The organism is Ferroacidibacillus organovorans (genome assembly GCF_001516615.1).
Lineage (GTDB): Bacteria > Bacillota > Bacilli > Alicyclobacillales > SLC66 > Ferroacidibacillus > Ferroacidibacillus ferrooxidans_B.
Window position 1 is genome coordinate 49,097 of record NZ_LPVJ01000061.1, and the last position, 25,877, is coordinate 74,973.

The 25,877-nt window shown below is 51.4% G+C and carries 26 protein-coding genes and 1 pseudogene; 22 read left to right on the top strand and 5 right to left on the bottom strand.

All coding sequences use genetic code 11. From position 1 onward, the window contains the following. Positions 1 to 12 precede the first annotated feature (12 nt). Positions 13 to 321 (top strand): hypothetical protein, encoded by a 309-nt coding sequence (locus tag ATW55_RS13475; RefSeq protein ID WP_067718849.1) that lies wholly within the window; start codon positions 13 to 15, stop codon positions 319 to 321. Here ATW55_RS13475 and ATW55_RS13480 read toward each other — a convergent pair. Next, on the bottom strand, positions 304 to 1,614 hold the full coding sequence (locus tag ATW55_RS13480) for a glycosyl hydrolase family 18 protein (protein WP_067718853.1): 1,311 nt from the start codon (positions 1,612 to 1,614) through the stop codon (positions 304 to 306). The two genes, ATW55_RS13475 and ATW55_RS13480, sit on opposite strands and share 18 nt — an antisense overlap. Before the next feature lie 150 nt (positions 1,615 to 1,764). On the opposite strand from ATW55_RS13480, the gene ATW55_RS13485 reads away from it, so the two are divergent. The 19 genes from ATW55_RS13485 (at position 1,765) to ATW55_RS13575 (ending at position 20,524) form a co-directional block, all read left to right on the top strand. Continuing rightward, positions 1,765 to 2,064: a metal-sulfur cluster assembly factor gene (locus tag ATW55_RS13485; RefSeq protein ID WP_067718857.1), complete on the top strand. Its 300-nt coding sequence runs from the start codon at positions 1,765 to 1,767 to the stop codon at positions 2,062 to 2,064. A gap of 219 nt (positions 2,065 to 2,283) precedes the next feature. Then, the gene (gene sufC, locus ATW55_RS13490; protein WP_067718860.1) at positions 2,284 to 3,072 is read left to right on the top strand and encodes a Fe-S cluster assembly ATPase SufC; all 789 of its coding nucleotides are present in this window, start codon (positions 2,284 to 2,286) and stop codon (positions 3,070 to 3,072) included. Positions 3,073 to 3,084: 12 nt separating this feature from the next. Further along, complete coding sequence (gene sufD / locus ATW55_RS13495) at positions 3,085 to 4,365, top strand: Fe-S cluster assembly protein SufD (RefSeq protein WP_067718863.1); 1,281 nt, start codon at positions 3,085 to 3,087, stop codon at positions 4,363 to 4,365. A 1-nt stretch (position 4,366) separates the two neighbouring features. Further along, entirely contained in the window at positions 4,367 to 5,593 is a 1,227-nt protein-coding gene (locus ATW55_RS13500; protein ID WP_067718867.1) for a cysteine desulfurase, read from the top strand. Next, on the top strand, positions 5,580 to 6,005 hold the full coding sequence (gene sufU / locus ATW55_RS13505) for a Fe-S cluster assembly sulfur transfer protein SufU (protein WP_067718871.1): 426 nt from the start codon (positions 5,580 to 5,582) through the stop codon (positions 6,003 to 6,005). The genes ATW55_RS13500 and sufU overlap by 14 nt, the downstream gene beginning before the upstream one ends. Before the next feature lie 26 nt (positions 6,006 to 6,031). Next, positions 6,032 to 7,429, top strand: a complete 1,398-nt coding sequence (sufB, locus tag ATW55_RS13510; RefSeq protein WP_067718875.1) for a Fe-S cluster assembly protein SufB — start codon at positions 6,032 to 6,034, stop codon at positions 7,427 to 7,429. Next, positions 7,429 to 7,734, top strand: a complete 306-nt coding sequence (locus ATW55_RS13515) for a Rieske (2Fe-2S) protein (RefSeq protein ID WP_067718879.1) — start codon at positions 7,429 to 7,431, stop codon at positions 7,732 to 7,734. Before sufB ends, ATW55_RS13515 begins: the two co-directional genes overlap by 1 nt. Before the next feature lie 76 nt (positions 7,735 to 7,810). Next, positions 7,811 to 8,317: an RrF2 family transcriptional regulator gene (locus ATW55_RS13520; RefSeq protein WP_082685861.1), complete on the top strand. Its 507-nt coding sequence runs from the start codon at positions 7,811 to 7,813 to the stop codon at positions 8,315 to 8,317. A 454-nt stretch (positions 8,318 to 8,771) separates the two neighbouring features. Beyond that, positions 8,772 to 9,740, top strand: coding sequence for an ABC transporter ATP-binding protein (locus ATW55_RS13525; protein WP_067718883.1), 969 nt, complete (start codon positions 8,772 to 8,774; stop codon positions 9,738 to 9,740). A gap of 109 nt (positions 9,741 to 9,849) precedes the next feature. After that, positions 9,850 to 10,860, top strand: coding sequence for an ABC transporter ATP-binding protein (locus tag ATW55_RS13530; RefSeq protein ID WP_272867088.1), 1,011 nt, complete (start codon positions 9,850 to 9,852; stop codon positions 10,858 to 10,860). A gap of 57 nt (positions 10,861 to 10,917) precedes the next feature. Next, on the top strand, positions 10,918 to 12,645 hold the full coding sequence (locus ATW55_RS13535) for an ABC transporter substrate-binding protein (protein WP_067718887.1): 1,728 nt from the start codon (positions 10,918 to 10,920) through the stop codon (positions 12,643 to 12,645). 78 nt (positions 12,646 to 12,723) lie between these two features. Continuing rightward, a complete protein-coding gene (locus ATW55_RS13540) occupies positions 12,724 to 13,689 on the top strand; it encodes an ABC transporter permease (protein ID WP_067718891.1) in 966 nt (321 codons plus the stop codon). Positions 13,690 to 13,733: 44 nt separating this feature from the next. After that, on the top strand, positions 13,734 to 14,648 hold the full coding sequence (opp4C, locus tag ATW55_RS13545) for an oligopeptide ABC transporter permease (protein WP_067718894.1): 915 nt from the start codon (positions 13,734 to 13,736) through the stop codon (positions 14,646 to 14,648). A 210-nt stretch (positions 14,649 to 14,858) separates the two neighbouring features. Continuing rightward, the gene (locus tag ATW55_RS13550) at positions 14,859 to 15,485 is read left to right on the top strand and encodes a TetR/AcrR family transcriptional regulator (protein WP_235587137.1); all 627 of its coding nucleotides are present in this window, start codon (positions 14,859 to 14,861) and stop codon (positions 15,483 to 15,485) included. 6 nt (positions 15,486 to 15,491) lie between these two features. Further along, a complete protein-coding gene (locus tag ATW55_RS13555) occupies positions 15,492 to 16,259 on the top strand; it encodes an electron transfer flavoprotein subunit beta/FixA family protein (protein WP_067718897.1) in 768 nt (255 codons plus the stop codon). A gap of 60 nt (positions 16,260 to 16,319) precedes the next feature. Then, positions 16,320 to 17,288, top strand: coding sequence for an electron transfer flavoprotein subunit alpha/FixB family protein (locus ATW55_RS13560; RefSeq protein WP_067718900.1), 969 nt, complete (start codon positions 16,320 to 16,322; stop codon positions 17,286 to 17,288). A 474-nt stretch (positions 17,289 to 17,762) separates the two neighbouring features. Continuing rightward, positions 17,763 to 19,457 (top strand): M3 family oligoendopeptidase, encoded by a 1,695-nt coding sequence (locus ATW55_RS13565; RefSeq protein ID WP_067718904.1) that lies wholly within the window; start codon positions 17,763 to 17,765, stop codon positions 19,455 to 19,457. 54 nt (positions 19,458 to 19,511) lie between these two features. Further along, a complete protein-coding gene (locus ATW55_RS13570; RefSeq protein WP_067718909.1) occupies positions 19,512 to 19,841 on the top strand; it encodes a DUF1806 family protein in 330 nt (109 codons plus the stop codon). Continuing rightward, positions 19,841 to 20,524, top strand: a complete 684-nt coding sequence (locus tag ATW55_RS13575) for a PIG-L family deacetylase (protein WP_067718913.1) — start codon at positions 19,841 to 19,843, stop codon at positions 20,522 to 20,524. Before ATW55_RS13570 ends, ATW55_RS13575 begins: the two co-directional genes overlap by 1 nt. A 67-nt stretch (positions 20,525 to 20,591) precedes the next feature. Here the strand turns inward: ATW55_RS13575 and ATW55_RS16900 are convergent. The 3 genes and pseudogenes from ATW55_RS16900 to ATW55_RS13590 form a co-directional block, all read right to left on the bottom strand. After that, positions 20,592 to 21,032, bottom strand: a pseudogene (locus ATW55_RS16900) (GtrA family protein); the annotation flags it as partial. Further along, positions 20,975 to 22,141 (bottom strand): glycosyltransferase family 4 protein, encoded by a 1,167-nt coding sequence (locus tag ATW55_RS13585; protein WP_067718920.1) that lies wholly within the window; start codon positions 22,139 to 22,141, stop codon positions 20,975 to 20,977. The gene ATW55_RS13585 and the pseudogene ATW55_RS16900, both read right to left, overlap by 58 nt. Before the next feature lie 56 nt (positions 22,142 to 22,197). Further along, a complete protein-coding gene (locus ATW55_RS13590; protein ID WP_067718924.1) occupies positions 22,198 to 23,346 on the bottom strand; it encodes an NAD-dependent epimerase/dehydratase family protein in 1,149 nt (382 codons plus the stop codon). A gap of 246 nt (positions 23,347 to 23,592) precedes the next feature. Between ATW55_RS13590 and ATW55_RS13595 the strand changes: the two genes are divergently transcribed. Both ATW55_RS13595 and ATW55_RS13600 read left to right on the top strand, forming a co-directional pair. After that, complete coding sequence (locus ATW55_RS13595) at positions 23,593 to 24,984, top strand: glycine--tRNA ligase (protein WP_067718927.1); 1,392 nt, start codon at positions 23,593 to 23,595, stop codon at positions 24,982 to 24,984. Positions 24,985 to 25,047: 63 nt separating this feature from the next. Beyond that, positions 25,048 to 25,551: a hypothetical protein gene (locus ATW55_RS13600; RefSeq protein ID WP_067718930.1), complete on the top strand. Its 504-nt coding sequence runs from the start codon at positions 25,048 to 25,050 to the stop codon at positions 25,549 to 25,551. A gap of 85 nt (positions 25,552 to 25,636) precedes the next feature. Here ATW55_RS13600 and ATW55_RS13605 read toward each other — a convergent pair whose 3' ends face one another. Continuing rightward, positions 25,637 to 25,840: a hypothetical protein gene (locus ATW55_RS13605; RefSeq protein WP_067718934.1), complete on the bottom strand. Its 204-nt coding sequence runs from the start codon at positions 25,838 to 25,840 to the stop codon at positions 25,637 to 25,639. Positions 25,841 to 25,877 lie beyond the last annotated feature (37 nt).

The window sequence follows — 25,877 nt, forward strand, 5'->3', positions numbered from 1 at the left end:
CGAGGATATGAAGTGGGTGAGAACGTGACGAAGCGGTTTACCATCGACGATGTGGCGGGGATGTTTCAGGCGCGTCCCGAGGATGTGCGGGCAGCGCTTGTCCGTCTCCAGGAAATGCGTTCATTGTCTGCAGAAACCTTTTTTTACGCGGGGGAGGCGGCGCGGATTGCGCCGTCTGATGTTGATCGCATACGGCGCGAGCTTGAGGTATTGGAACAAGGTGCGGCAATAAACAATACCGCGCCCCCTAAAGGGACGCGGCGCATCATTCGAAAAACAGTGCGGCGCGCGATTGAGGAAGATTCATCCCCCGACGCCTGAGAGAATCGCGGAGACATCACTCGCATTGCCAAGGCCCAACTGCCACACCGCGACACCGCCGTATCCGGCAGCGGTGGCCAGGGCGGCACGTTTTTGCAGCGTACTTGTCGTCTCAAGCCACATCCACTGCGTCGTTGTACCGGCGTGAAATGTGTCGACGGTCATTCCGGAGTTCGGATCGTTTCGCAGTGATGCAGGGTGGCTGTCCTGAATGCTCGCTTCTTGAGGCAGCGAGAGTGCAACAGATGAAAAATTGCCTGGGGTGCCAGACCAGAGCCTTGTGTAAAACGGGATGCCTGCGAGAATTTTCGCTTTTGGCACGCCCTCTTGTGCGGTCTTTTGAAGTTCTTGCATCATCCATGGGATGCCTGCAACCGGTCCTGAAAAAGCGTCACCTGCGTAGTATTCGTCATAGGTCATCACGACAAGGTTGTCGGCGATGGCGGCGAGTGCCGGCCGGTTGTAGACGAGGCCCCAGTTGGGGTCGCTTGAAGGCACGGAAACATCTACGCTGATTGTTTTTCCCATGGCGTGAAGCAGTGTCGCCAGATTTTCTGTCAACTGAGTGAGGCGCGGCGCGTCGGATGGAATCATATCCTCAAAGTCGAGATTGATCCCGTCCACATGATCTCGGGTCACATCGCTTAGGATGGCCGAGAGAAGATTTGCCTGTGCCGTTGGACTTTCAAGCAGTGCGGTGGTGCGTGCCGGATTAAAACCTGAGTCGACAATCGGCCAGACCTGTTCTCCGTGCGCGTGCGCGATCTGCACCGCCTGGGTTGATAATTGATCTGAGACCGCACCGTTTTGTGAAGTCACGTTATAGACCATCGGCGCGTAGACGGAGATCGGATAGCCGGCGCTTCCCGTATCTGTCAGGGAGTATGGATCATCAAACCCGAGCACGATTTCACCATTGAATTTCTTTACAGGCTGCCTGGTTCCTGTCATGACTGTGAACAGGCGGGCGTCAGTGAGCGGCTCCGTAACCGTCTGACCAGCGTTTTGAAACGTGAAGGTTTGTGCGGTTGTCGCTGTGACGCTGACGAGCGTATTGGTTTGTACAGCCGGCGCGTTTTGTAAACGACTCGTGATGAGTGCGTATGTAACGCTTTGCGGCGCAGGGGGTGGGACAATCGCCTTTTGCATCTGGCGTCCGGTCAGTTCCAGCGGGCGCGCAGGAAGCGCCCGGGCGCTTTCGACCAATGGATATGCGCGCGAAGAGGAGGAGACGGCAAGCAGCAGGGTAAGGGTGATCACACCCGATAGGCGATAGACAAGCTTATCGTTCATAGTGTCTCCCTTGTAACCAGATATCTTCTTGTTGCTAGTGTACGAGCCAAAAGGTAGACATGCCAACACGCAAGATTTGGCAACGAGCGCTAGACACAGTGCTCTGCAAGCGTGTACGATAGGTTTATGGCGATGAAGGAGTGATGGTCGATGGTGACCGAAGAAGCGGTGTACGAACAGTTAAAAGATGTTCTTGACCCGGAAATTCAGATCGACGTGGTTAACTTGGGAATGATCTATGGCGTCAAGATTGAGCAGGAAAAGGTCACGGTAAGAATGACCCTGACGACGATGGGTTGCCCTGCCATGGAAGAGCTGCAGGGGGACGTCGTGCGAAAGATTAAGGAACTCGGGGTTCCTGAGGTGGAGATTGATTTGACGTTTGATCCGCCTTGGAACAAGGACATGATGTCTGATGAAGCGAAGACGGTCATGCGCTATCTCTTTTAAAAAAGATGGATCGATAAAAATCTCCGCTGCGCTATCTGTGGCGGGGATTTTTGACATTTTCAAGACAATTTTAGGTGAAAACCATCCGAGTGTACCCTGCAATGAGACTGCATTAGTTGCAATTTTGTGTGGGTGTGTTAGCATAAACATGACTAATTTAGTCGACTTTAAACAAGATATCGCGTCGCAACGGTTGCGTGTACAGGAGGATGGTTACACATGGCTTCATTGCCAGAACTGAAAATTGATGGATTGCGCGCCTCGGTAGAGGGCAAGGAGATTTTGAAAGGTGTCAATCTCACGGTGCGCGGCGGCGAAGTCCACGCGATCATGGGCCCGAACGGAACAGGAAAAAGCACGCTTGCGTCGTCTCTCATGGGGCATCCCAAGTATGAGGTGACGGGTGGCGCAGTGACACTGGACGGTGAGGACCTGCTGGAGATGAGCGTCGATGAGCGCGCGCGAAACGGCCTGTTTCTCGCGATGCAGTATCCGAGCGAGATCGCGGGCGTGAGCAACGCGAATTTCATGCGCATGGCGCTCAACGCCAAACTTGGTGAAGGCAATGAGGTGCCTGTGCTCAAGTTTCATCGCGAATTGCAAAAGAAAATGAAATCGCTAAGCATCGATACGGCGTTTGCCGAACGGTATCTTAATGAAGGGTTCTCCGGCGGCGAAAAAAAGCGCAACGAGATCCTTCAGATGTCTGTTCTTGAACCGCGGATCGCAATTCTTGACGAGATTGACTCAGGGCTTGACATCGACGCGCTGCGCATTGTCGCAGACGGCGTAAACGCCTTGCGCGGACCTTCTTTTGGCCTCTTGATCATTACGCACTATCAGCGTCTCTTGCAGTACATCGTACCCGATCATGTGCACGTCATGATGCAGGGGCGCATTGTCCGATCTGGAACGCGCGAGCTTGCTGAGGAACTCGAGGCGCGCGGCTATGACTGGCTAAAAGATGAGCTTGGCATTGAAGACGAGACAGAATCGGTGAGTGTGTAAGGGGTGAGCGGGATGAAGGATACGCTATCGCAAAGCGCGCGCGCAGAGGAGATTTTTCAGGCGTCGCGAAACGCGTCTGAACCGGAAGGCATCGCTCGCCTTCGCGCAAACGCATTTACGCAGTACGAATTTCTGCCGACGCCAAAGTTCGAGCGAAGCAATTTGGCAAACCGCTCGCTAGACGCGTTTCGCCTTGAGGCGCCACTCGCGCCGGGGGCGTGGGAAGCGCTCGCAGATGGGATGATTGGCGAGGATGACGCGCATCCGCTGATCGTGCTCGTGGATGGGCACGTGATGAAAACACGCGGCCTCACCGCAGACGGTGTGATCGTGACGGATATGAAGTCGGCGCTTGTCAAGCATCCAGAACTTGTCGAAAAGCACATCGGTAAGGTCGTTGCGAGCAATGAGAACCAGTTGATCGCTTTAAACACGGCGCTTTTTCGAAACGGCGCTTTCGTTTATCTTCCGAGAAATGCAGCACTCACGCAGCCGATTCAACTGATTGCGGTGACGACGCAGGGCGGGTACGGTTCATTCACACGAAATTTGATCATCGCAGAAGAGATGAGCCAGGTGACGTTTCTTGATGCGTATCTGACGCCTGCAGATCTTGCGGAGGATCTGCACGTTGGCGTCACTGAAGTGGTGGCGATGCAGGGCGCTGTGGTGCGCGTGGGGACGATTGAAGAATTTTCTAAAGACACGACAGGGATCGTATTGCGCCGCGCCAACGTAGAGCGAAACGCAAATGTCCAGTGGGTGCTTGGCGAGATTGGCGACGGTTATTCGGTCGTCGAGTTTGGTTCCCGTCTCTTGGGAGACGGCAGTTCAAGCACGAGTCATGCGATTGCACTTGGCAGTGGCCGCTCGCATATGGATATCACTTCAAAGATGGTGCATATCGGAAAGTTTAGCGAAAGCGACACGACGGCGCGCGGCGTGATGCAGGATCAGGCAAATGCCGTGTATCGCGGTGTTACGCAGATTAAAAAAGGGGCGAGCGGCGCAAACGGGCAACAGGCAGAGAAGCTCTTGATGCTGTCGCCAGAGAGTCGCGCGGACGCCATTCCAATGCTCCTGATTGACGAAAACGACGTGAAGTGCGGACATGCCGCGTCTGTCGGACAAATCAATGAAGATCAACTGTTTTACCTGATGTCGCGGGGACTTAGTGAAGCGACTGCCAAGCGCATGATTGTGTGGGGCTTTATTGATCCGGTTCTCGCCGAATTGCCTCTGGACGGTGTGCGTCGCGCGGTCGAAATGATCCTTGAGAGGAAGCTTGCCTGAGATGGACTTTTCGCTGATTCGCAGGGATTTTCCTATCTTGAATGAGTCGATCAACGGGAAACCGCTGGTGTATCTTGACAGCGCGGCGACATCGCAAAAACCGCGTCAGGTGATCGATGCGATCAAAGCGTATTACGAGTCGAGCAACGCCAATGTGCACCGCGGTGTCCACACGCTCGGCTCGCGCGCGACGGAAGCGTACGAGGCGGCGCGCAACAACGTGGCGAAGTTTCTGAATGCCAAGAGTGATGAGCAGATTGTGTTCACGCGGGGCACGACGGAGAGTTTGAACATGGTGGCGCACGGCTATGCGCGGCCGCGCCTGAAGCCGGGTGACGAGATTGTGATCACGCCGATGGAGCATCACAGCAACCTGATTCCTTGGCAACAGGTGGCGAAGGTGACGGGCGCGACACTCACGTATCTCCCTCTTCAGGAAGATGGAACGATTGATCTTTGCAATGTGGAAAAAACGATCACGGCTCGCACGAAAATCGTAGCGATGGTGCATGTGTCAAACGTGCTCGGAACGATTAACCCGATTGCTGACGTTGCGAGGATCGCCCATCGCCACGGCGCGATTCTCGTGGTGGACGGCGCGCAAAGCGTTCCGCACATGCCGGTTGACGTGCAGGCGCTCGACTGTGACTTTCTCGCGTTTTCGGGCCACAAGATGATGGGGCCTACAGGGATTGGCGTGCTCTATGGAAAGCGCGCGGTGCTTGAGCAGATGGAACCGGTGCACTTTGGCGGCGAGATGATTGAGGTCGTCGAGTTGTACGAATCGACTTTTAAGGAAGTGCCCTATCGCTTTGAGGGTGGTACGCCGATCATTGCTGGCGCGGTGGGACTTTCAGCCGCGATTGATTATCTGAAAGAAATTGGGCTTTCCGCCATTCACGAGCGCGATGTCGCGCTCACGGCATACGCGTATGACCGTCTGCGCGCGATGGATGAAATCGAGGTGTATGGCCCGGCGGGTGAGCGCGGTGCGCTTGTGACGTTTAATCTGCGGGGTGTCCATCCACATGATCTTTCGACAGCGCTTGACGCGGAGGGCGTCGCGATTCGTGCGGGCCATCACTGTGCACAACCGCTCATGCGTTGGCTCAAGCAGTCGGCGACTGCGCGGGCAAGCTTCTATGTGTATAACACAGAGCGGGATATCGACACACTGATCGACGCGCTGACGATGGCAAAGGAGTTTTTCAGTCATGCAATTGGATGAACTGTATCGCCAGGTCATCATGGATCACTACATGCATCCGCGGAACAAAGGTTCGATGGAAGGTGACGTTGTCTCGGTCGATTTGAAAAATCCGACGTGCGGCGACGAGATTACCCTCCAGCTTCAGATAAAAAACGGTGTCGTAGAAGACGTGCGTTTTTCAGGGACGGGGTGCTCAATCAGCATGGCGTCGGCTTCAATGATGACAGAGGCTGTCAAAGGCAAACCTCTCTCTGAAGCGCTCGCCCTCTCTGTAGAGTTTCGCAAATTAATGAAGGGGCAGGAAGTGGATGAGGATCTGCTCGGCGATCTGGAGTCGCTCGGCGGAGTCTCAAAATTTCCGGCGCGCATCAAGTGTGCCACGCTCTCATGGAATGCGCTGGAGCGAAGCGCTTCAACGCTTGCTGAATAAAGAAAATCACACGAGGAGGGGTTACGATGAGTCAGCAGGTGCCGGAACTCTCTGAGTACCAGTATGGATTTGTCGACAAGGACGTATCGGTCGTTCGCTTTAACAAGGGACTTAGCAAGAAAGTGGTCGAGGAAATCTCGACGATGAAAAATGAGCCGGGCTGGATGACCGATTTTCGTTTGCGCTCTCTGGAGATTTTCAACAACAAGCCGATGCCAAATTGGGGCGGAGATCTCGGGGAACTCGATTTTGATGATATCACCTACTATGTAAAACCGTCTGAACGGCAGGGAAAAACGTGGGAGGAAGTCCCGGAAGAGATCAAAAACACATTTGATCGACTGGGAATTCCTGAGGCGGAACGCAAGTTCTTGGCGGGTGTCTCAGCGCAGTATGAATCAGAAGTTGTCTACCATTCGATGCAAAAGGAACTCTCCGATCTCGGGGTCATCTTCACGGACACCGACTCGGCGCTGCGCGATCATCCGGAGATTTTTAAATCCTACTTTGGGACGATCATTCCGCCTGAGGACAATAAGTTTGCGGCGCTCAACTCGGCAGTCTGGAGCGGCGGAAGCTTTATCTATATACCAAAAGGTGTGCGCTGTGAAGTGCCGCTTCAGGCGTATTTTCGCATCAACTCAGAGAACATGGGGCAGTTTGAGCGGACGCTGATCATCGCGGATGACGACAGTTTTGTGCACTACGTTGAAGGCTGCACCGCGCCGATCTACAGCACGAATTCACTGCATAGCGCCGTCGTTGAAATCATTGTGAAAGATCGTGCGCGGGCGCGTTACACGACGATTCAAAACTGGGCTCCAAACATCTACAATCTCGTGACAAAGCGGGCGGTTGCGTATGAAGACGCGACGATGGAGTGGATTGACGGCAACATCGGGTCAAAATTGACGATGAAGTATCCTGCGATCTATATGCTCGGACCACGCGCCAAAGGGACAGTGCTCTCGATTGCGGTGGCAGGAACTGGGCAACACCAGGATGCCGGGGCAAAGGTTGTTCACGCAGCGCCAGACTGCACGTCGACGATCATTTCAAAGTCAATCAGCAAACACGGCGGCAAGACAACGTATCGCGGTTTGGCACATTTTTCGCCGGACGCGCACCGCTCCAAGTCAAACATCAAGTGCGACACGCTGATCCTTGACAAGGAATCGACGTCTGATACGATTCCTTACAATGAAATTTTGAATGACTCTGTGACACTTGAGCATGAAGCGACCGTGTCGCGCGTCAGTGAAGAGCAGCTCTTTTATTTGATGAGTCGGGGAATTTCTGAAGAGGAAGCCACGCGAATGATCGTTATGGGCTTTATTGAGCCATTTACGAAAGAGTTGCCGATGGAATACGCGGTTGAGATGAACCGCCTCATCAAATTTGAGATGGAAGGTTCGATTGGTTAATGCGTACAGTGGCTGTCAAGCGGCTTGACGAACTCGAAGTGGGGTCGTTCTGTAAAGTGACGGTTGATCAAAAGGATATTCTTTTGGTGCGTCTTGAAGACGGTGTGTTTGCAACGAGTGACATTTGTACACACGCGCTTGTCAGTTTGAGCGGCGGTTGGCTAGAAGGCAACATCATCTGCTGTCCAAAGCACGGCGGAAAGTTTGACGCGAGGACAGGGAAAGCAGTCGCATTTCCGGCTGTGACCGGACTCAAGACGTATCGGACATCCGTCGTGGACGGACAGGTAATGCTTGAGGTGTAATTAAAAAGGTTTGCTCGTGGTTTGGCGGAATCTCTGGTCATGCAGAAACACACCAGCAGAGCGAGGAGTGAACGGTGTGAAAGTGTCCATGAGAACAGAATATGGATTACGGGCGATTGTCACGCTTTGTGATATGTCGAATCATTCGGGGCGTGCCGTACCGCTTCGCGAGATCGCCGCCTTTGAAGAGATTCCCGAGGCGTTTCTCGACCAGATCTTTGGCAGTCTCCGCAAGGAAGGCATTGTTCAGAGTGTGCGCGGGGCAGCGGGTGGATATCGACTGACAAAGCCTGCCGAAGAGATTTCCATGGGGCAACTCATCCAAATTCTAGAAGGCAACCTTGCACCCATGGCGTGTGTTGGAGACGCAGATGCTGTCGCAGAAGAATTTTGCATAAAAGCGTCACGTTGTCACACGCGTAGTGTGTGGCTTCGTCTCTACGAGTCGATTTCTGCCGTGTTAAACAACATCTCGCTCGCAGAAATTGTGCGGCTTGAGTCAGTACCGAGTGTTCCCGACTCTTTGCGTCTCGATATTGGCGCACAAGCCGACAAAGACGCACGATCGGCGGCGCGCGGATGATGCAATAGCTCAAGCGTTGGCTGGTGAAATAATACAGTTTGTGCGATAGCGATGATACACGTTGCAAAGGCACACCTGATTTGTATAAACCGCTCTTTAGGGCGGTTTTTTATGCATTTTTATGTACGTGTGGAGTGGACATTTAGATTCATCTCGTATACAGTTACAATCTTTTTACACATATTTTTCATTCGCATTAAGATCGGTGTGTGTTAGCGTAATATTCAAGAAGCGACGCGATAATCACTGCTATTCGTATATTTATTGCCGGATTTCACGAAGGCATTGACTTTTTTGGGCAAGTCTCCTATATGTATTTTGTAGTGTTTGTTAAGTCTTTGTGTCTTTGGTGTGGAGAATTTGTAAGGGAATTGGTTTAAATCCCCAAGCGTTCCTTGCTCGCCTCTCTGCCAGGAATCATGCAGCGTAAATGTCAAATTGCAGGGGGTGCCCCGTGTCGACGCCATTGCTTGAAGTTCGCAATTTGAAAACGCATTTTATCAGTCGAACGAGTCGCGTTCGGGCGGTCGACGGTGTCGATTTCTCGGTCGAGCGAGGCAAGGTTTTGGGAATCGTTGGAGAGTCAGGCAGTGGCAAAAGCATGACCTCTCTATCGATCATGCGTCTCGTGCCAGGGCCGCAAGGGCAAATTGTCGATGGGGAGATTCTCCTTGACGGGAAGGATCTCCTGAAGCTCACGGAGCGAGAAATGACAAACATTCGCGGGAATCAGATTGGGATGATCTTCCAAGAGCCGATGACCGCGCTCAATCCTGTGTTAAAGGTCGGCGAGCAGATCGGTGAGGTCTTAACGCGTCATCGCGGAATGAATAAAGCTGAAGCCAGAAAGCATGCGGTGGAACTCTTGAAGAATGTCGGATTTCCGCGCGCCGAACAAATTGTCAATGAGTACCCTCACCAGTTGTCAGGTGGAATGAGGCAGCGCGCGATGATCGCGATGGCAATGGCCTGCCAGCCGACACTGCTTATCGCGGATGAGCCGACAACGGCGCTTGATGTGACGATTCAGGCGCAGGTGCTCGATTTGATGCGTGAACTCAAGGATCGCACTGGGACGGCGATCATCATGATTACACACGATCTTGGCGTCATCGCTGAAATGGCGGACGATATGGTTGTCATGTACGGCGGACAGGTTGTCGAGTCAGGATCTGCCGATGCTGTGTTTGCAGAGCCGCTGCACCCCTATACGCGCGCGCTGCTTGAATCAATTCCGGTAATCGACGAAGAGCGCGAGCGGCTGACAGCGATTCCGGGAACCGTGCCGAGCGCGGCAAACTTCCCTGAGGGTTGCCGCTTTGCGGATCGCTGTGCGCTTGCAGAGTCGTCGTGCCGTGAGAAGATGCCTGAACTGCGCGAATTGCGCCCAGGACATAGTGTGCGCTGCACGCTTGCGGTCTAGTGTGCGAGCAAAGGCTGTGAAAAGGTGCGTAAGCGGTTGCAGCGGACCGTGTTTCGCTTCTTGATTCACCGCGCTGCGAGAAAGAAGTTAGGGGAGAGGGGGGATCTGTATGAGTGTCGCGGAACAGCAGATGGATACAAACCGCACAGCGCAGAGTGACGTTCTTTTGGAACTCTCGGGTGTGAAAAAATATTTTCCGATTACGGGTGGTGTGTTTCGGCGGACGATCGGTGCAGTTAAAGCGGTCGACGATATCTCATTTACGTTGCGCAAGGGTGAGACGCTGGGACTTGTCGGCGAATCTGGTTGTGGCAAATCGACGACAGGTCGCGTGATCATGAAGATCCTGGATCCCACGGCGGGGACCATTCGCTTTGACGGCCACGACATCACAAAACTCTCAGGCCGCGCATTGCGTGAGATGCGCCAGGATTTTCAAATGGTGTTTCAGGATCCTTACTCATCCCTGAATCCGCGGATGAGTGTCGGCACATTGGTCGCAGAGCCGCTGATTGTCAACAAGAAGGGGACGCGCGAACAGATTCGCGATGAAGTGGAACGCTTGCTTCAGGTTGTGGGTCTTTCCCCGGAGGCGCGTCTGCGTTTTCCACACGAGTTTTCTGGTGGTCAGCGGCAACGGATTGCGATCGCGCGAGCGCTCGCCCTAAAGCCCAAGCTGATCGTCGCTGATGAAGCTGTTTCTGCCTTGGACGTTTCGATTCAGGCGCAGATCTTAAACCTGTTGGCTGACCTCCGCAAGGAGTTTGGACTCTCTTATGTGTTTATCTCTCACAACCTCGCTGTCGTAAAACATGTCAGCGATCGCGTGGGAGTGATGTACCTCGGACGGATGGTTGAGCTTGCCGACAAGGCGAAACTTTATAACCAGCCGCTCCACCCGTACACGCAGGCGCTGCTCTCTGCGGCGCCCGAGCCGAAGCGAAACGTAACCCGTGACCGCATCGTGCTCGCAGGAGATGTGCCGAGTCCTGCCAATCCACCCTCGGGCTGTGCATTTCACACGCGCTGTCCCAAGGTGATGGATGTGTGCAAGAGTCAGCGACCTGAGCTTGCTGCATACGGTGAAGGCCAGTTCGTGGCTTGCCACCTGTACGCGTAAGGCACAGGGCAAAATGCTTCACGCCGCAAAGGCGCATATGAAAAGGGGGTAATACCGATGAAAAAACACACAGCCATGTTTTCGGCTGCAGCTGTTGTAACACTTTCTAGCCTGTTGGCAGGGCTCGCCGGCGCAAGCGCGCTTGCCGCAACAAAGCACGCCGCAAAGCATGTCGTAAAGCATGCGGCAATTCCGAATGGCGGAACGCTCGTACAGACTTTCCCAACGGCATTTGGCGCGAATCTCATTCCGTTCATGGATTCTTCACTGTATACAGCGACGGCTGACGCGTATTCATTCGATCCTTTATTGCAGTTTAATCAAAACGGCCAATTGACTCCGGACATTGTTCAAAAGTATTGGTTTTCCCCTGACAAGAAAACCATTTACTTCCAGATCAATCCAAAAGCGCGTTGGTCAAACGGCATTTACATCACATCAAAGGATGTCGAACTCGGTGTTGACTGGCTCGCGTCAAAATCGTACAACGACACCTATCAAGGTCAATATGGCTACCTTGTGCAAAACATTGTAGGCGCAGCTAATCCGTTACCAGATGGCACGACACCTTCCGGATTTAAGATTCTCGGACCACGCGAATTTTCGATGTCCATGAAAACGCCTGACGCGGCTGTGCTTTCTTCGCAATGGGCTGGGATTGATCCGCTGCCATATTATGTACTTGGCAAAATTCCGATGTCACAGTGGAAGAATTCTGCATTTAACAAGATGCCGTCAGTAGGAAGTGGCCCGTTTGTCAACGTATCCATTGTTCCTGGGCAATCCATCACTCAAAAAGCGAATCCGTATTACCTTTTTGGCAAACCGCATATCGCTTACAACATTTGGAAGGTTATTTCTCCTGATGTTGTAGATGGTGATCTGGCATCAGGTCAAGTAACTATGGCCGGAATCCAGGCAAAAGATGTGAATAAAATCAAGCAAGTGCCGAATCTGGCACTCAGCATTCAACCATCCAATGGTTTTAGCTATCTTGGTTGGCGCCTGAATAACTCGGTGTATGGAAAAGAATTTTCTAATGTGAAATTCCGTCAAGCCGTTGAGTATGCAATCAATCGATCGGCGCTTGTTCAGGCGATTGACAAAGGTTATGGAAAACCAGAAAACGGTCCGTTGCCTCCGATCAACTTCTGGTACAACAAAGCATTGAACAACACGTATCCTTACAGCCCTGCGATGGCAAACAAACTTCTCAATGAAGCGCATTTTACGATTAAAAATGGCTGGCGTACAACACCGGGAGGTCGTCCATTCAACCCGACGATCACGATTTCCTCTGGAGACAGCGTGATTGCGACAGAAGCGACTTTCTTGAAACAGTTCTTGAATGCGGTTCACATTAACGTAAAAATTCTTCCGCCGATCAATTTCAACACGATCATCAGCCAGTTGGGGAACGATGCAAACGGCAAACAACCCATTCAAGGTTTCTTCCTAGGCTGGAACTTGAGCACAGATCCAGATCCGCGTGGCCTCTGGCGGTCAACGGATAACTTAAACGCGACAACGATCGATTGGACGAATACAAAAGATCCTGCGGTTGCATTGAATGACAAATTGATTCACCTGCAACACTCGGCTGCCGCATTCAGCATTCCGTATCGTCAAAAGATCCTCAATCAGTGGCAAGTCTTGCTCAACCAACAACTTCCTGAGAACTTCTTGACTATGGATGACACGATCACGGCGTATAACAAGAACCTTCACGGTGTCGTGTTCTCGCCATACGGTGCGCTGTATCCAAACAGATGGTATCTCAACTAAGCGTTTGATTTCTCTCTTCAAAGAGGGGTGTGAAATCTGCACCCCTTCTTTTATCAGGACTGACGGGGAGGCAAATTTGTGCTGACGTACATTGTACGAAGGGTTCTCGGGCTGATCCCTACGCTTTTTGTAATAACGGTTATTGTTTTTGCATTTGCGCACATGATGCCAGGTAACGCGTTTCAGGCAATGCTTTTTAACCCGCATATCAAAAACGGCGGGGCACTTTATAAAAAACTTATGGCTGAAAATGGACTCAATCAAAATATTGTTGTTCAGTATTTCGATTGGATTGGAAACGTTTTGCATGGTAATCTTGGAACTTCTTATTCTTATCAATTACCAGTCAGTCAATTGATTGCGACGTATCTACCCAATACGCTGGAACTTGCAATTACTGCAGAGGTTTTGATATTAGCATTCTCAATTCCCATTGGTCTTTTACAAGCAAACCGCGCAAACAAACCATTTGATGTTGGGACTAGTTTTATCGCAGTTTTATTTTATTCGATTCCCGGCTTCATCTTCGCATTATTTTTGATCTTTATCTTCTCGTTTACACTCAATTGGTTGCCATCGAGTGGGACGGTCACACCAGCTGTACCTTGGTCAGGCTCGCTCGGTGATCGCATAATTCATTTGGTGCTTCCAGCGCTTTCCTTGGCACTTCCATCGATGGCGTATTACACAAGGCTCACACGAGGAAATACGCTACAATTAATCGTTTCTGATTTTATTCGAACTGCGAAGGCCAAGGGCTTGCGGGGGCGCAGAATTCTTTTTCGCCACGTTCTTCGCAATGCAATCATTCCATTGATGACACAGTTTGGTTTTGATATTGGTGGATTGTTTGGTGGAGCAGTCATTCTTGAGCAAATCTTCACTTGGCCAGGCATGGGGGAACTTTCAATTAATGCAACGTTGAATCGAGACTATCCCTTGATTCTTGGGGTTACATTACTTTTTGCCGTAACTGTTCTCATTGGAAATCTCGTGGCGGATATTTTATTGGCGATATCTGATCCGCGAATCAGATACAATTAAAAGCATTGCTCAATTTGCCTTTTAAAGAAAGGAGGATGTAACGTTTGACTTCTGGAACTGTTGTTGAAAGAAAGTCATCTACGCTTAAACAAACAAAGCTTGTAAAAAGTAAATCTCCGACACGACTTTCTATAGAACGGTTTTTTAGAAACCCCCTCGCAGTCTTTGGTCTTGTCGTTCTGAGCCTTATCATTTTTGTAACGATTGCAGCTCCCCTCTTTACACATTTTTCGCCGAGTACACCTGACATTATGAATACGGATTCGCCACCTACGGCGCTCCATCCTTTGGGAACGGATGGTTCTGGTTATGATAATCTTGCACGCGTGCTTTACGGAGGAAGAACTGATTTGACAATTGCTTTTTCCGCAGCGATCGTCCAAATCATTCTAGGTGTAATTTATGGAGGGATTTCCGGCTACTTTGGAGGCTGGGTCGATAATCTGTTGATGCGGTTTGTCGATATCATGCTGAATTTCCCTTTTATTTCCCTCGTTTTAGTGCTTGAGGCTATTTTTAACACATCTAACATGTGGATGCTTGTGTTTGTCGTGAGTATCACTTCGTGGCCGGGTACAGCGCGATTTATGCGTGGTGTATTTCTTCAGATAAGAGAGCAAGATTATGTCGTTGGGGCGCGTACGATTGGATGCAGCACGTGGCGTATTATTTTTCGTCACATGCTTCCAAATTCAACTAGTATTCTTGTGGTCCTGACGAGCTTTAGTATTGCTGGATATGTCGGTATTAACGCAGCTCTTTCGTATCTTGGACTTGGTGTTCCACCTTCCACTCCATCGTGGGGTGGAATGCTCAACTCTTACTCAGACTATCTCTCACTGAAAACGGAACCTTATGCTTGGATGCCTCCAGCAATCATGATTCTTTTAACGATCTTGTCGGTTAACTTTATCGGTGATGGGTTGCGCGATGCGTTTGATCCCCAATCCAAAGCTTGACCCATTTAGTTTTTGCGTCGGATGAATGCAAAATAAGACCCGGTGATCCTTGTGGATCGCCGGGTTTTTCGTGATGTTAAAAGATGTGTATTGCTTGCCAGAAGATATGGATCAACCTTGCTTCATTCTCTTTGAAACCGTTGACAAGAGGGCAATGCCTACCTACAATAATGAATGAACAATCATTCGAAATGCTTGGGAAGAGCGGAGGTGGAGCGGATCGCGCAACGAAAAGATGGAGCGAAATATCAGACAATCCTTGCGGCGGCTGTGGCAGTGATGGCAGAGTCTGGGTATCACGGTGCGCAAGTGGCTCGCATCGCGCGCGTGGCAGGAGTAGCGGACGGAACGGTCTATCTCTATTTTAAGAACAAGGAAGATATTCTCGTATCCATTTTGCGCGAGACGATTGGAGAGATTGTCACGCTCTCTACGCTGCTTGAAGGCGATCACCCAGAACCGCTTAAAGCACTGCATAAGCTCATTGATGCGCACTTTCAGACGCTCGGTCAAAACCCAGCGCTTGCAACCGTGCTGCAGGTTCATATTCGACAGGCAGATCCTGGAATTCGCGCACAGGTCGCTGAGATCATGCGACCTTATCAGCAAACCATTGCACGCATCGTTGAGATGGGCGTTTCGTGTGGCGAAATGCGCAAAAAATTGGATCTGCGAATTGCCCGGCGCATGATCTTTGGCACGATTGATGAGACCGTTAACGCGTGGATCTTTACAGGCGCAAAGTATGATTTGACAGCGCTCGTTGACCCTGTGTTTGATGTTCTCGTGACTGGACTTGCGGGAAACCGCGAATACGATCAAGAGGATAGGGAGTGATCGGTTGTGAATGTGATCGTGTGCATGAAACAAACCTTTGACACAGAGGCCAAAATTGCGCTCGCGGATGGGAAGATAAGTGAAGAAGGCGTGCAGTGGGTCATCAATCCATATGACGAGTATGCAATAGAAGAAGCGCTGAAGATCAAGGAAGCAACGGACGGAAATGTGACGATTGTAACAATCGGGCCCGCGCGCGTCGAAGAGGCGGTGCGGACAGCGCTTGCGATGGGGGCGGATGACGCAGTGATCGTCGATGATCCTGCCGCGTTTGGGGACGAGTTTACAGTGGCTGAAGTTCTGGCAGCGGTGATCAAAACACATCCTTTCGATCTCATTCTAACGGGCAATCAGGCAGTGGATGACGGTTCGGCGCAAGTGGCGGTTCGCCTCGCGGAACGACTCGATCTGCCGCATGTTTCAACGATCACAAAGCTTACGATAGAAGGCGCCACAGCAGTGGCTGAGCGCGACGCAGAAGGCGACACAGAAGTGGTAGAGGTTAAACTCCCGGCACTCTTCACCGCGCAGCAAGGGCTTAATGAGCCGCGCTATCCGTCGCTTTTGGGAATACGCAAAGCGAGCAAGAAGCCTGTAAAACGCCTGACGCTTGAGGAGGTCGGTCTATCACGGGATGAAATCACAAAGCGCGTGACCGTGACGGAGGTCTTCATGCCCGCACAAAAAGGGGCGGGACGCATCTTGACGGGTGATACTTCAGAACGCGTCCGTGAGCTTGTGCGCGAGTTGAGACAGACGAGCAAAGTGATCTGATTTGGGATGCGCAAGGTGATCGATACCGTGGTGCGATGAATGGAGAGAGGATGATCATCAATGCAAGACGTATTGGTTGTGGCTGACTTGCGTGGCGCCACATTGCGGAATGTTACGCTTGAGGCACTCTATGGCGCAGGGGTTATCGCACAAGGTGGTCGCGTCACCGCGCTGCTTTGCGGACACAATGTCTCGAGTCTCGCTGAGACCTTGTTTGCGCATGGTGCGCATGAGGTGCTTGTTGTCGATGATGAGCGACTGCAGGTGTATCAGCCTGAGCTCTATCGCAAGGCGGTGCAAGCGGCAGTTGATGAGGTCAATCCAAGAACCGTGCTGTTTGCCCACTCTGCAGTTGGTCGCGATCTCGCGCCGGCGATTGCAGCGCTCTATCGGGCGGGACAGGTGTCTGACGTGATTGGCATCGCTGCAAAGGATGATCAGGTGATCTATACGCGTCCTGTGTATGCGGGGAAAGCGTTTACAAAAAATGAGATCACAGGAGATTTGGCCATCGTCACCATCCGGCCTAATAACCTGCCCGTTTCGGAGTTTATGCAAGCGAGTAAAACGGCGAAAAAGCTTGACGTATCATTTGGCGGAGATTTGCGGACGACCATCAAGGATGTAATGAAAAAGGTGAGCGGCGGGGTTGATCTGACAGAAGCCAAAATCATCGTCTCGGGTGGACGGGGCGTCAAAAGTGCAGAAGGGTTTGAGCCACTGCGCGAACTGGCGCGTGTTCTTGGTGCAGCGGTCGGGGCATCGCGTGGCGCGTGTGACGCGGGATACTGTGACTACGCTATGCAGATTGGACAGACTGGGAAGGTGGTGACGCCAGATCTCTATATCGCGTGTGGGATATCTGGCGCAATTCAACATCTTGCTGGCATGTCAAACGCAAAGGTCATTGTCGCCATCAACAAAGATCCGGAGGCACCGATTTTTAAAGTGGCAGATTATGGGATTGTCGGGGATCTCTTTGAGGTTGTTCCAGCGCTCACACAAGAACTTCGCGCGTTTTTGGGATGATTGTAGATCGGTGCGTCATGGTTACACCCTGCATGTATCACGTATGCAGGGTTTTTTTATGCAGTGGATTGCGTCGATTTGAAAAATCATGTCGCACAAGCCCTGAAGGATTCGAATGAAAAACCGCGTCAAAGAGGGGCGTGCGCCCGTACGTTGGAGATTTGTCCTGCATTTATTGAGGGTGTAGTAGAGATCAATCACCAGGAGGGAATCAATCATGGGTGTTTTCGGCGGCTACACGCGCTGGGCTGTTGTATTTCTCATTATCTTCGTGCTGTTCTTCTTGCTTGTGCCGGGGTACACGACACAGTGCACGACAGTTCCGGTCTATTGATCAAGATGAGAGAGGGTGCCACAGTCGCACCCCCTCTTTCCTTTTGCAAAATCGTCGCATCGATTGTGAAGACTATGATTTCACAGCATGTAGAGATACAATGAGAGGTGAAGATACTTAGAGGTGGGGGATGATCGAGCGTGGGTTTTGCATCGTATCTTTATCAACGGCCCGACATGGAAGAAACAAAACACCTGTTTGAGGAACGCCTTGAGATGTTTAAAGCGAGTGAAAGCGCTACAGAGGCGCGTGAAGCAATCCTTGCCTTGAATGCGATTCGCAATGCGTTTGACTCGATGGCTAATCTTGTATACATACGCCACAGCACAGATACGAACAGCCAGTTTTATCGCGATGAACAGCATTTTTTTGACGAATTCGGTCCTGTGATGCAGTCGCTTACGACCGCCTTTTACGATGCGCTTCTCGAATCGCCGCATCGTGCAGAGCTTGAGAATATGCTTGGCAGGCGTGTGTTTTTGCTCGCTGACCTTCAACGCAAAACATTTTCGCCAGAGGTTCTTTTGGATCTGCAAAAAGAGAATGAATTGACAACGAAGTATCAGGAGATCGTGGCGTCTGCAAAGATATCATTTGATGGCAAGGAATTAAACCTTGCGCAGTTTGGGCCTTACACGGAGTCTCCGGATCGAGAACTGCGCAAAGCGGCGAGTGAAGCGCGCTTTTCGTTTATGGCCGAACATGAAGAGGAGTTTGACTCTATCTTTGATCAACTCGTAAAACTGCGGCACGGAATGGCTGTGAAACTTGGATTTCCAAGCTTTACAGAGCTGTCGTATGCGCGATTGAATCGCACAGACTATTCTCAGGAGGATGTAAAACGGTTTCGCGATCAGGTCTATCGCGAGATTGTACCCATTGTAGAAGAACTTACGAAACGGAAAATGAATCGCCTTCATCTTGATAAATTGTACTACTACGATGGAGCATTTTCTTTTGCAACGGGAAATCCAACGCCAAAAGGAACGCCAGAGGAATTGGTGGCACACGCGAAACGGATGTATGCGGAACAGTCTGATGTGACGAAAGCCTTTTTTGATTTCATGATCGACAATGAATTGATGGATCTTGTGACGGGTCCTGGTAAAGCGGCGGGGGGGTATTGCACGTATATTCCGCAATATGGAGCACCGTTTATTTTTGCGAATTTCAACGGCACCTCTGGAGATGTCGACGTTTTGACGCATGAAGCGGGACATGCCCTTCAGGTTTTTTTAAGTCGCGATCAGGTGATGCCTGAGTACTACTGGCCATCGTATGAGGCTGCGGAGATTTTTTCGATGAGCATGGAGTTTTTTGCCTGGCCTTGGATGGATCTGTTCTTCAAGGAAGACACAGATAAATACAAGTTTGACCATTTGAGCGGGGCGCTCTCTTTTCTGCCATACGGTGTCGCGGTTGATGAGTTTCAACACTGGATCTACGCAAATATTGACGCGACGCCTGCAATGCGCAAGGCGATGTGGCGGACGATTGAAAAGAAATACTTGCCATCGCGCGACTATGCGGGAAATGCGTATTTGGAGCAAGGCGGATTCTGGCATATCCAGTCGCATATTTTTGGCACACCGTTTTACTACATTGACTATACACTGGCGCAAGTGTGTGCGTTTCAGTATTGGCAGCGTTCACTTGAAGATCGGGATACTGCGTTTGCAGATTATCTCGCGATTGCGCGCAAAGGTGGGAGCGTGTCATTCACTGAATTGGTGCGCGACGGAAAACTTAAGTCGCCTTTTGCGCCGAATTGTCTTGAAGAGGTGTCAGGAGCTGTGCGCGCGTGGCTCGACAGGATGGATGACTCTGCATTTTGAGCGAAGTGACTCTGTGTTGAGCGTGCAGGGAGACAGGAGGTTGCGCGTTTCGTGATGGATCTAAAGAAGATTGCCGCACATCTTGACCCGATGTGCGGCACCCCCGTTTTTTTGCATATGGAGGTTAACCCAGGCGCTTATATCCGTAACGCCATGGTCACGCTTGAACGCTATCACGTGCGGGGACAGGGCGTATATCGCATCTATTTGCAGTTTGCAGATCAGCAGGGAATTCTTCACATGGATGATGTGACGGAGGCGCGCGTGGAGGATGGCCGTGTTCTCTTTGTGGGGTATGACGAGATGGAGCGGATCGCGCGTACACTTGTCATCAGTTCACAACCACTTTCTATGGGACGAAACGGTGAGAAGGGGGATGCGTGATGCGGGAGAGAGTCATCGCAGTTCTTGCCCACCCAGATGATGAGACATTTATCTGTGGCGGGATTCTCGCGCGTTATGCGGCGCATGGCGCCGATGTCACGCTCGTGTGCGCGACGCTTGGCGAGATGGGGCGGCGCATGGGAATTCCGCCCGTTGGGGATCGTGAGTCAATTGGGTTGATCCGCGAACGCGAGTTGGAGGAAGCGGCGAACGCTCTCAATCTATCGCGCATTCGGCTGCTCGGGTATCGCGACAAAACACTCGAGATCATCTCCCGCGACAAACTGGTCTCTGAGCTTGTGGCATTTTTTGAAGAGATCAAGCCGACGGTCGTCCTCACGTTTCATCCTGAGCGCGGTGGACATCCGGATCACTGCGCGATTGGCGAGGCGGCGACAATCGCCGCAAAGCACTACGATCAACAAAAGGAGTCATTTGAGTTCTATTACATCACATTTGCAAGCGGGGGAAAACAGCAGGAAACGTTTCGCGATATGAAGCTGACCTACGAAACGCATGACATCAGCGCTTACCTGCAGCAAAAACTGGCAGCGTTTCGCGCGCATCGGACGCAGTCAGGTCTTCATCGCGCATTGTGGGGCTCGGCAAAGCAGGCGAAACAATCCCTGTCTGCGAAAGAGTTTGTTTGGCGCGTGACGTTTTTGCCTCACTCGAAAGTTTGAGTGGCGAGTCTTTTGGGCACGATGTGGGGTCGGCTTTTGTCGATCCTCTTTTTGCAAAGACAACAGTACGCAACAGGAAAAAGGTGACGCTTGATGCGACGAGCATGGCGAACCCTTTGCCGATGTTCGTTGCGAAAAGCGGTTTAAAGCCCATCTGCAGGGCGATTGAAGTCATGCGATTGAGGACCAGGTCGTTGAGTGCGATGTTTAAAAGCGCCTGCAAAAAGAACAGAACGCGCTGTCGCATGTGACCCGTGGCCTCGCGTCGAAACGTGATTCTCGTGTTAAAGAGGTAGCTGTTTACGATCGCCGCGATGACACTCAACGTATTGTCAAGCGTGAGTGTCCAGCCGCGCGCGTGTGGAGATAGCAACAAGAGTCCATTGAGGACTGCGATATCGACAAAGACACTCGAAACACCCACCAAGAGGAAGTTCGCATACTGGTTTGTCAATCGGCGCATACTGGCTTCCCCCCCACGCGGCGCTCTGGTTGAGCACGCTTCCATTTTGCGAGCCGAATCGCTGCGTCATATGTGCGAATCAGTTCATCTGTGGCTCTGTCCCAGTTCCAGTGCCGTGCCCGCAAAACGCCATACTCCGCCATTTCAGCGAGTCGCTTGTCGTCCTTTGAAAGCGCGCGCACCTGTGCGATAAACGAGGAAGGTTCCGCGCCATCAAACCACGCTCCGTTTTGTTCCCCTCCCAGCAGTTCCAGTGTCGGCTCGCTCTTTGTGGCAAGTACCGGAAGGCCACTTGCCATCGCCTCCATCACGACAAGTCCAAGCGTCTCTGTGACTGACGGAAACACGAACAGGTCTGCGCTGGCATACGCCTGCGCCAGATCGCGGCCGTAAAGCGCACCAGTAAACGTCACATTCTCAGATGCATAAGCCATGCTTAATTCAGCGCGCGCGGGGCCGTCACCAACCAGAAGCAAATGCGCCTCCGGTAGGTGTTTCATCGGCTCAAGGATGGCGCGCAGATCTTTTTCGTGGGCGATTCGTCCGACATAAAGCAGCGTGAAACGCTCATCGCGAAGTGGCCAAGCCCGTTTTTTCTCAGGCGTCTCCTGTGGCTGAAACGCAGTGTGGTCGAGCCCACGTGGCCAGAATCGCATCCGCCGAAAACCGTGTTCGCTCAGTTCGCGCACCATCGCGTGCGATGTCGCGAGTGAGATGTCTGCGAGATTGTGCAAATTGCGTAGATAAAACCAACTGACAGGTCCAAGAATCGGTACGTTGTAGCGCTTGGCATAGACGGCGAGGTGTGTGTGATAGGATGCAACCAGCGGGATGTGATAACGCTTGGCGATAAGCACTGCGCCCATGCCAAGCACAATCGGGCCGACCGCATGGATCACATCGGGTTTTGCGTCGAGCAGGGGCCTTACGAGTGCGGGAAAGGGCCATGAGAATCGCTTTTCAGGATAAAAAGGGTACGGAAACCCGGGCAAACTCGTGACTTCTACACCGGCAAACATCGCCACACTTCCAGACGGAGCAAACACACGCACATCATGCCCTTTTTGCGTGAGGCTTTGTATGGTGTGCGTGAGACGTGTTACGATTCCGTCTGTAGCTGGGAGAAACGTTTCTGTCACGAGCGCGATTCTCATCGGGATGCCCTCCTCAAAACGTTGCGACACCCGCTCGTCTGCGAGTCAATCTCGCGTTAACGCCACGTGATGGTCGGCAATAATGCACTAGCGCGAATTCGGTCTTGATGGCGATATGCCTCTTGTAACATTTCTGTAATCATTGTATCCGATAACAGGTGTGGTTCCAAGCCCAAATCAAGCAATTTTGTATGTTTTGCATGATAATAGTGCGACTGCTTTTCTACGCGCGGGTTTTCGAGGTGCGCAATTTTCGTGTTAAATCCGAGGGATTGCGCGACAGCCTCGACCCGCTTTGCCAATTCGAGCACGGAAAACTGTTCTGTAAATTGGTTGAACACGCGAAATTCACCCTGATCCGCCGGGTGCAGCGCGGCGAGTTCAATACAGCGGACCGTGTCGCGAATCTCTAGAAACCCGCGTGTTTGGCCTCCTTCTCCGTAGACTGTAAGGTCGTGGCCAATCACCGCTTGGGCGCAAAAGCGATTCAACACAGTGCCAAACACATGGTCGTAGTCGAGGCGATTGACGAAAAGCGGATTTTGTCTCGTCTCATCCGTCTGGTAACCGTACACGACACCCTGGTTCAGGTCTGTGGCGCGCAGCCCCCACGCTTTACAGGCGAACATGATGTTGTGGCTGTCGTGTACCTTGCTCAGGTGATACATTGAAAATGGCTGTTTAGGATAAGGCAGTACGTCAGAGCGGCCGTTGTGTTCGACTCGCAAGTACCCTTCTTCAATATCGATGTTTGGTGTCCCATACTCACCCATGGTGCCCAATTTAATCAAATGCGCATCAGGGCAAACCGCTTTGATGCCGTAGAGCAGATTCAGTGTGCCGACAACATTGTTCACTTGAGTGTAGACGGCGTGTTCGCGATCCATCATCGAATACGGCGCGGAACGCTGTTCTGCAAAATGAACAATCGCATCAGGTTGAAAGGAGCGCAGTGCTTGTTCGACCACATCGTAGTCCTGAAGATCTCCGATCAGCGTGTCGATCGCCCAAGGCGTTGTCTCGCGAACGCTGCGTACGCGCTCCTCAAGGCTTGCAATCGGAGTGAGCGATTGTGTGTTCAATTCCTCGTCGTAGGTGCGTCGAACGAGATTGTCCACAATTAAAATTTCGTGCCCGCGCGCAGCGAGATGCAGACTTGTGGGCCAGCCGCAAAAGCCGTCGCCGCCTGCGATCATGATTTTCACAGTGCCACCTCGTTTTTAAAGTAACCGATTAGAATTAAAAAACGCTTAAGATTTTGTGCATCCAAGGTACTATTGTACTTCAAACACGGGATGGGATGCGACCCGGTTTTGTAAATGCTGGTCAATCCATGCCGGGAACATAGAATCTGGTTCTTAATAAGGCTATAATGACGTAGTGCCTTTTTGATTATGGACATGGGCGTTGATCTCTCAACCGGATAGGTGACATGTCGTCTGGAGGAAGATATGGGAGTTACAATGGAGCAACTGGTTTCTCTTGCAAAGCATCGGGGATTTATATTCCCGGGTTCTGATATTTATGGTGGTCTTGCCAACACGTGGGACTACGGTCCACTCGGTTCTCTTTTAAAAGGAAATATAAAACGCGCGTGGCAGTATTACTTTATTCAGAAAAACCCGTATAACGTGTTGATTGACGCGGCGATTCTCATGAATCGACAGGTTTGGGTGGCGTCAGGTCACGTGGGCAATTTTAACGATCCGATGATCGATTGCCGCACATGCAAAGCGCGGCATCGCGCAGATAAGTTGATCGAAGACGAACTGGCAAAGCGCGGCGAGGATCGCTTGGTGGATGGACTCCCGTTTGTCGAAATGGAAGCGCTGATCAAGGAGTACGGGATTCGTTGCAAGGACTGTGGTGCGCAGGATTTTACGCCGATTCGCCAGTTCAATATGATGTTCAAAACGCACCAGGGTGTCACGGATGACTCTAGCAGTGAAATTTATTTGCGACCAGAGACTGCGCAGGGCATTTTCGTGAACATGAAACATGTTCAGCGCACCATGCGCAAAAAACTTCCGTTTGGCATAGGACAGATCGGGAAGAGTTTTCGCAATGAGATCACACCTGGCAACTTTACGTTTCGAACGCGCGAGTTTGAGCAGATGGAACTGGAGTTTTTCTGTGAGCCGGGAACGGATGAACAGTGGTTTATGCACTGGCGCAACTACTGTTATCAATTTGTGGAGGCTTTAGGCATTTCTAAAGAAAATATTCGCTTTCGTGACCATCAAAAAGAACAACTCTCTCACTACAGCAAGGCGACGACAGATATTGAGTATCGGTACCCGTTTGGCTTTGGGGAACTTCTTGGCGTGGCGAATCGCACAGATTACGACCTTCGCCAGCACGAGACGTTTTCACATGAGGATTTCACGGTGCGTGAAGAGGGTAAAGAGCCTTTCATACCGTATTGTATCGAACCATCAATCGGCGCAGACCGTTTAACACTCGCTGTTTTGCTTGACGCGTATGAAGAACAAACGCTCGAAGACGGCGATGTGCGCACGGTTCTTCATTTTCATCCAGCGCTTGCACCATATCAGGCTGCGGTCTTTCCGCTCTCGAAGAAATTGGGGGAGCAGGCTCAGACAATTTTTAACAACCTCTCTGCCGAATTTATGGTGGACTATGACGACTCAGGCTCTATCGGGAAACGCTATCGCCGACATGACGAGATCGGAACGCCGTTTTGTGTGACAGTTGACTTTCAAACGGAAGAAGACGGGTGTGTCACCATCCGCGATCGGGATACGATGACCCAAGAGCGGATACCTGTCGATGGACTATCTACGTGGCTTCGCACAAAAACGGCTTTCACGCCGCTGAATTGAGGAGAGAGCGTTTGCGGGTGAAGTGCAATAAGAATGCGCTTCACCTGGAAGGGGGGAGATATTATGCTTCTTGACGCCTACATTGCGCTGATCATCGCGTCGGCGATTGGTGCCATTCTTTTTGTCGGTTATACCTTTCGCGTAAAAATTGCCTATCCAATTCGCATCGTTCAACTGCATGTCCTGACAACGCTTGTCGCGATGGCGCTTTTCACCATTGCGACGTGGGACAAGATTGCGCTTAGCGGATATTTTGCGCATGCCACGTTTGGACTCTGGTTTCTTATCAGTTCATACCTTATCGGATTGATCACGCTCATTTTAGGATTTGCGTTTTATTGGCAGTTTGACGCAAAGTTTCGCGTTTTGCGTTTGCGCTTTATTGCGATTCATCTCACACTTGCCGGGATCAGTTTTATCTTCTTTACGTCAGCCGTCATTCTCTATCAATTTCCAGTACACATTGAGACAAACAGAGTGATTGGTTCGCGCAGTGGGGCGTGGTACATTCTTCATCGCAACGAAGTGTTGCGGCAGAAGTATGATTTGGCGCATCAAAAAGGATGAGTTTGCGGGCAGGGATGAAAGCTGCCTGCTCCTGCCCGCGCAGCCTGTGCGTCACGCTTTGCTCCAATCTACGGTTGACGGTTGGTTACAACTCGTCATAGAGCGCTTCTTTAAAGTCGTTCAGGCTCTGTTCGCGGTTCATATTTTGCGCCTCAAGATCGGCGCGGACGTCACTTGAGAGAGGTTGTGTTGCCAGAACTTCCTCTGTGCGTTTGTAATTCTCTTGCGTATTGTGAATGTGCTTGCGAAGATCTTCTGTAGCTTGATTGGGCTTGCGATTGGTTGGCATCCTAAGACCCCCTCATCCATACCGTGATGGTTGCACT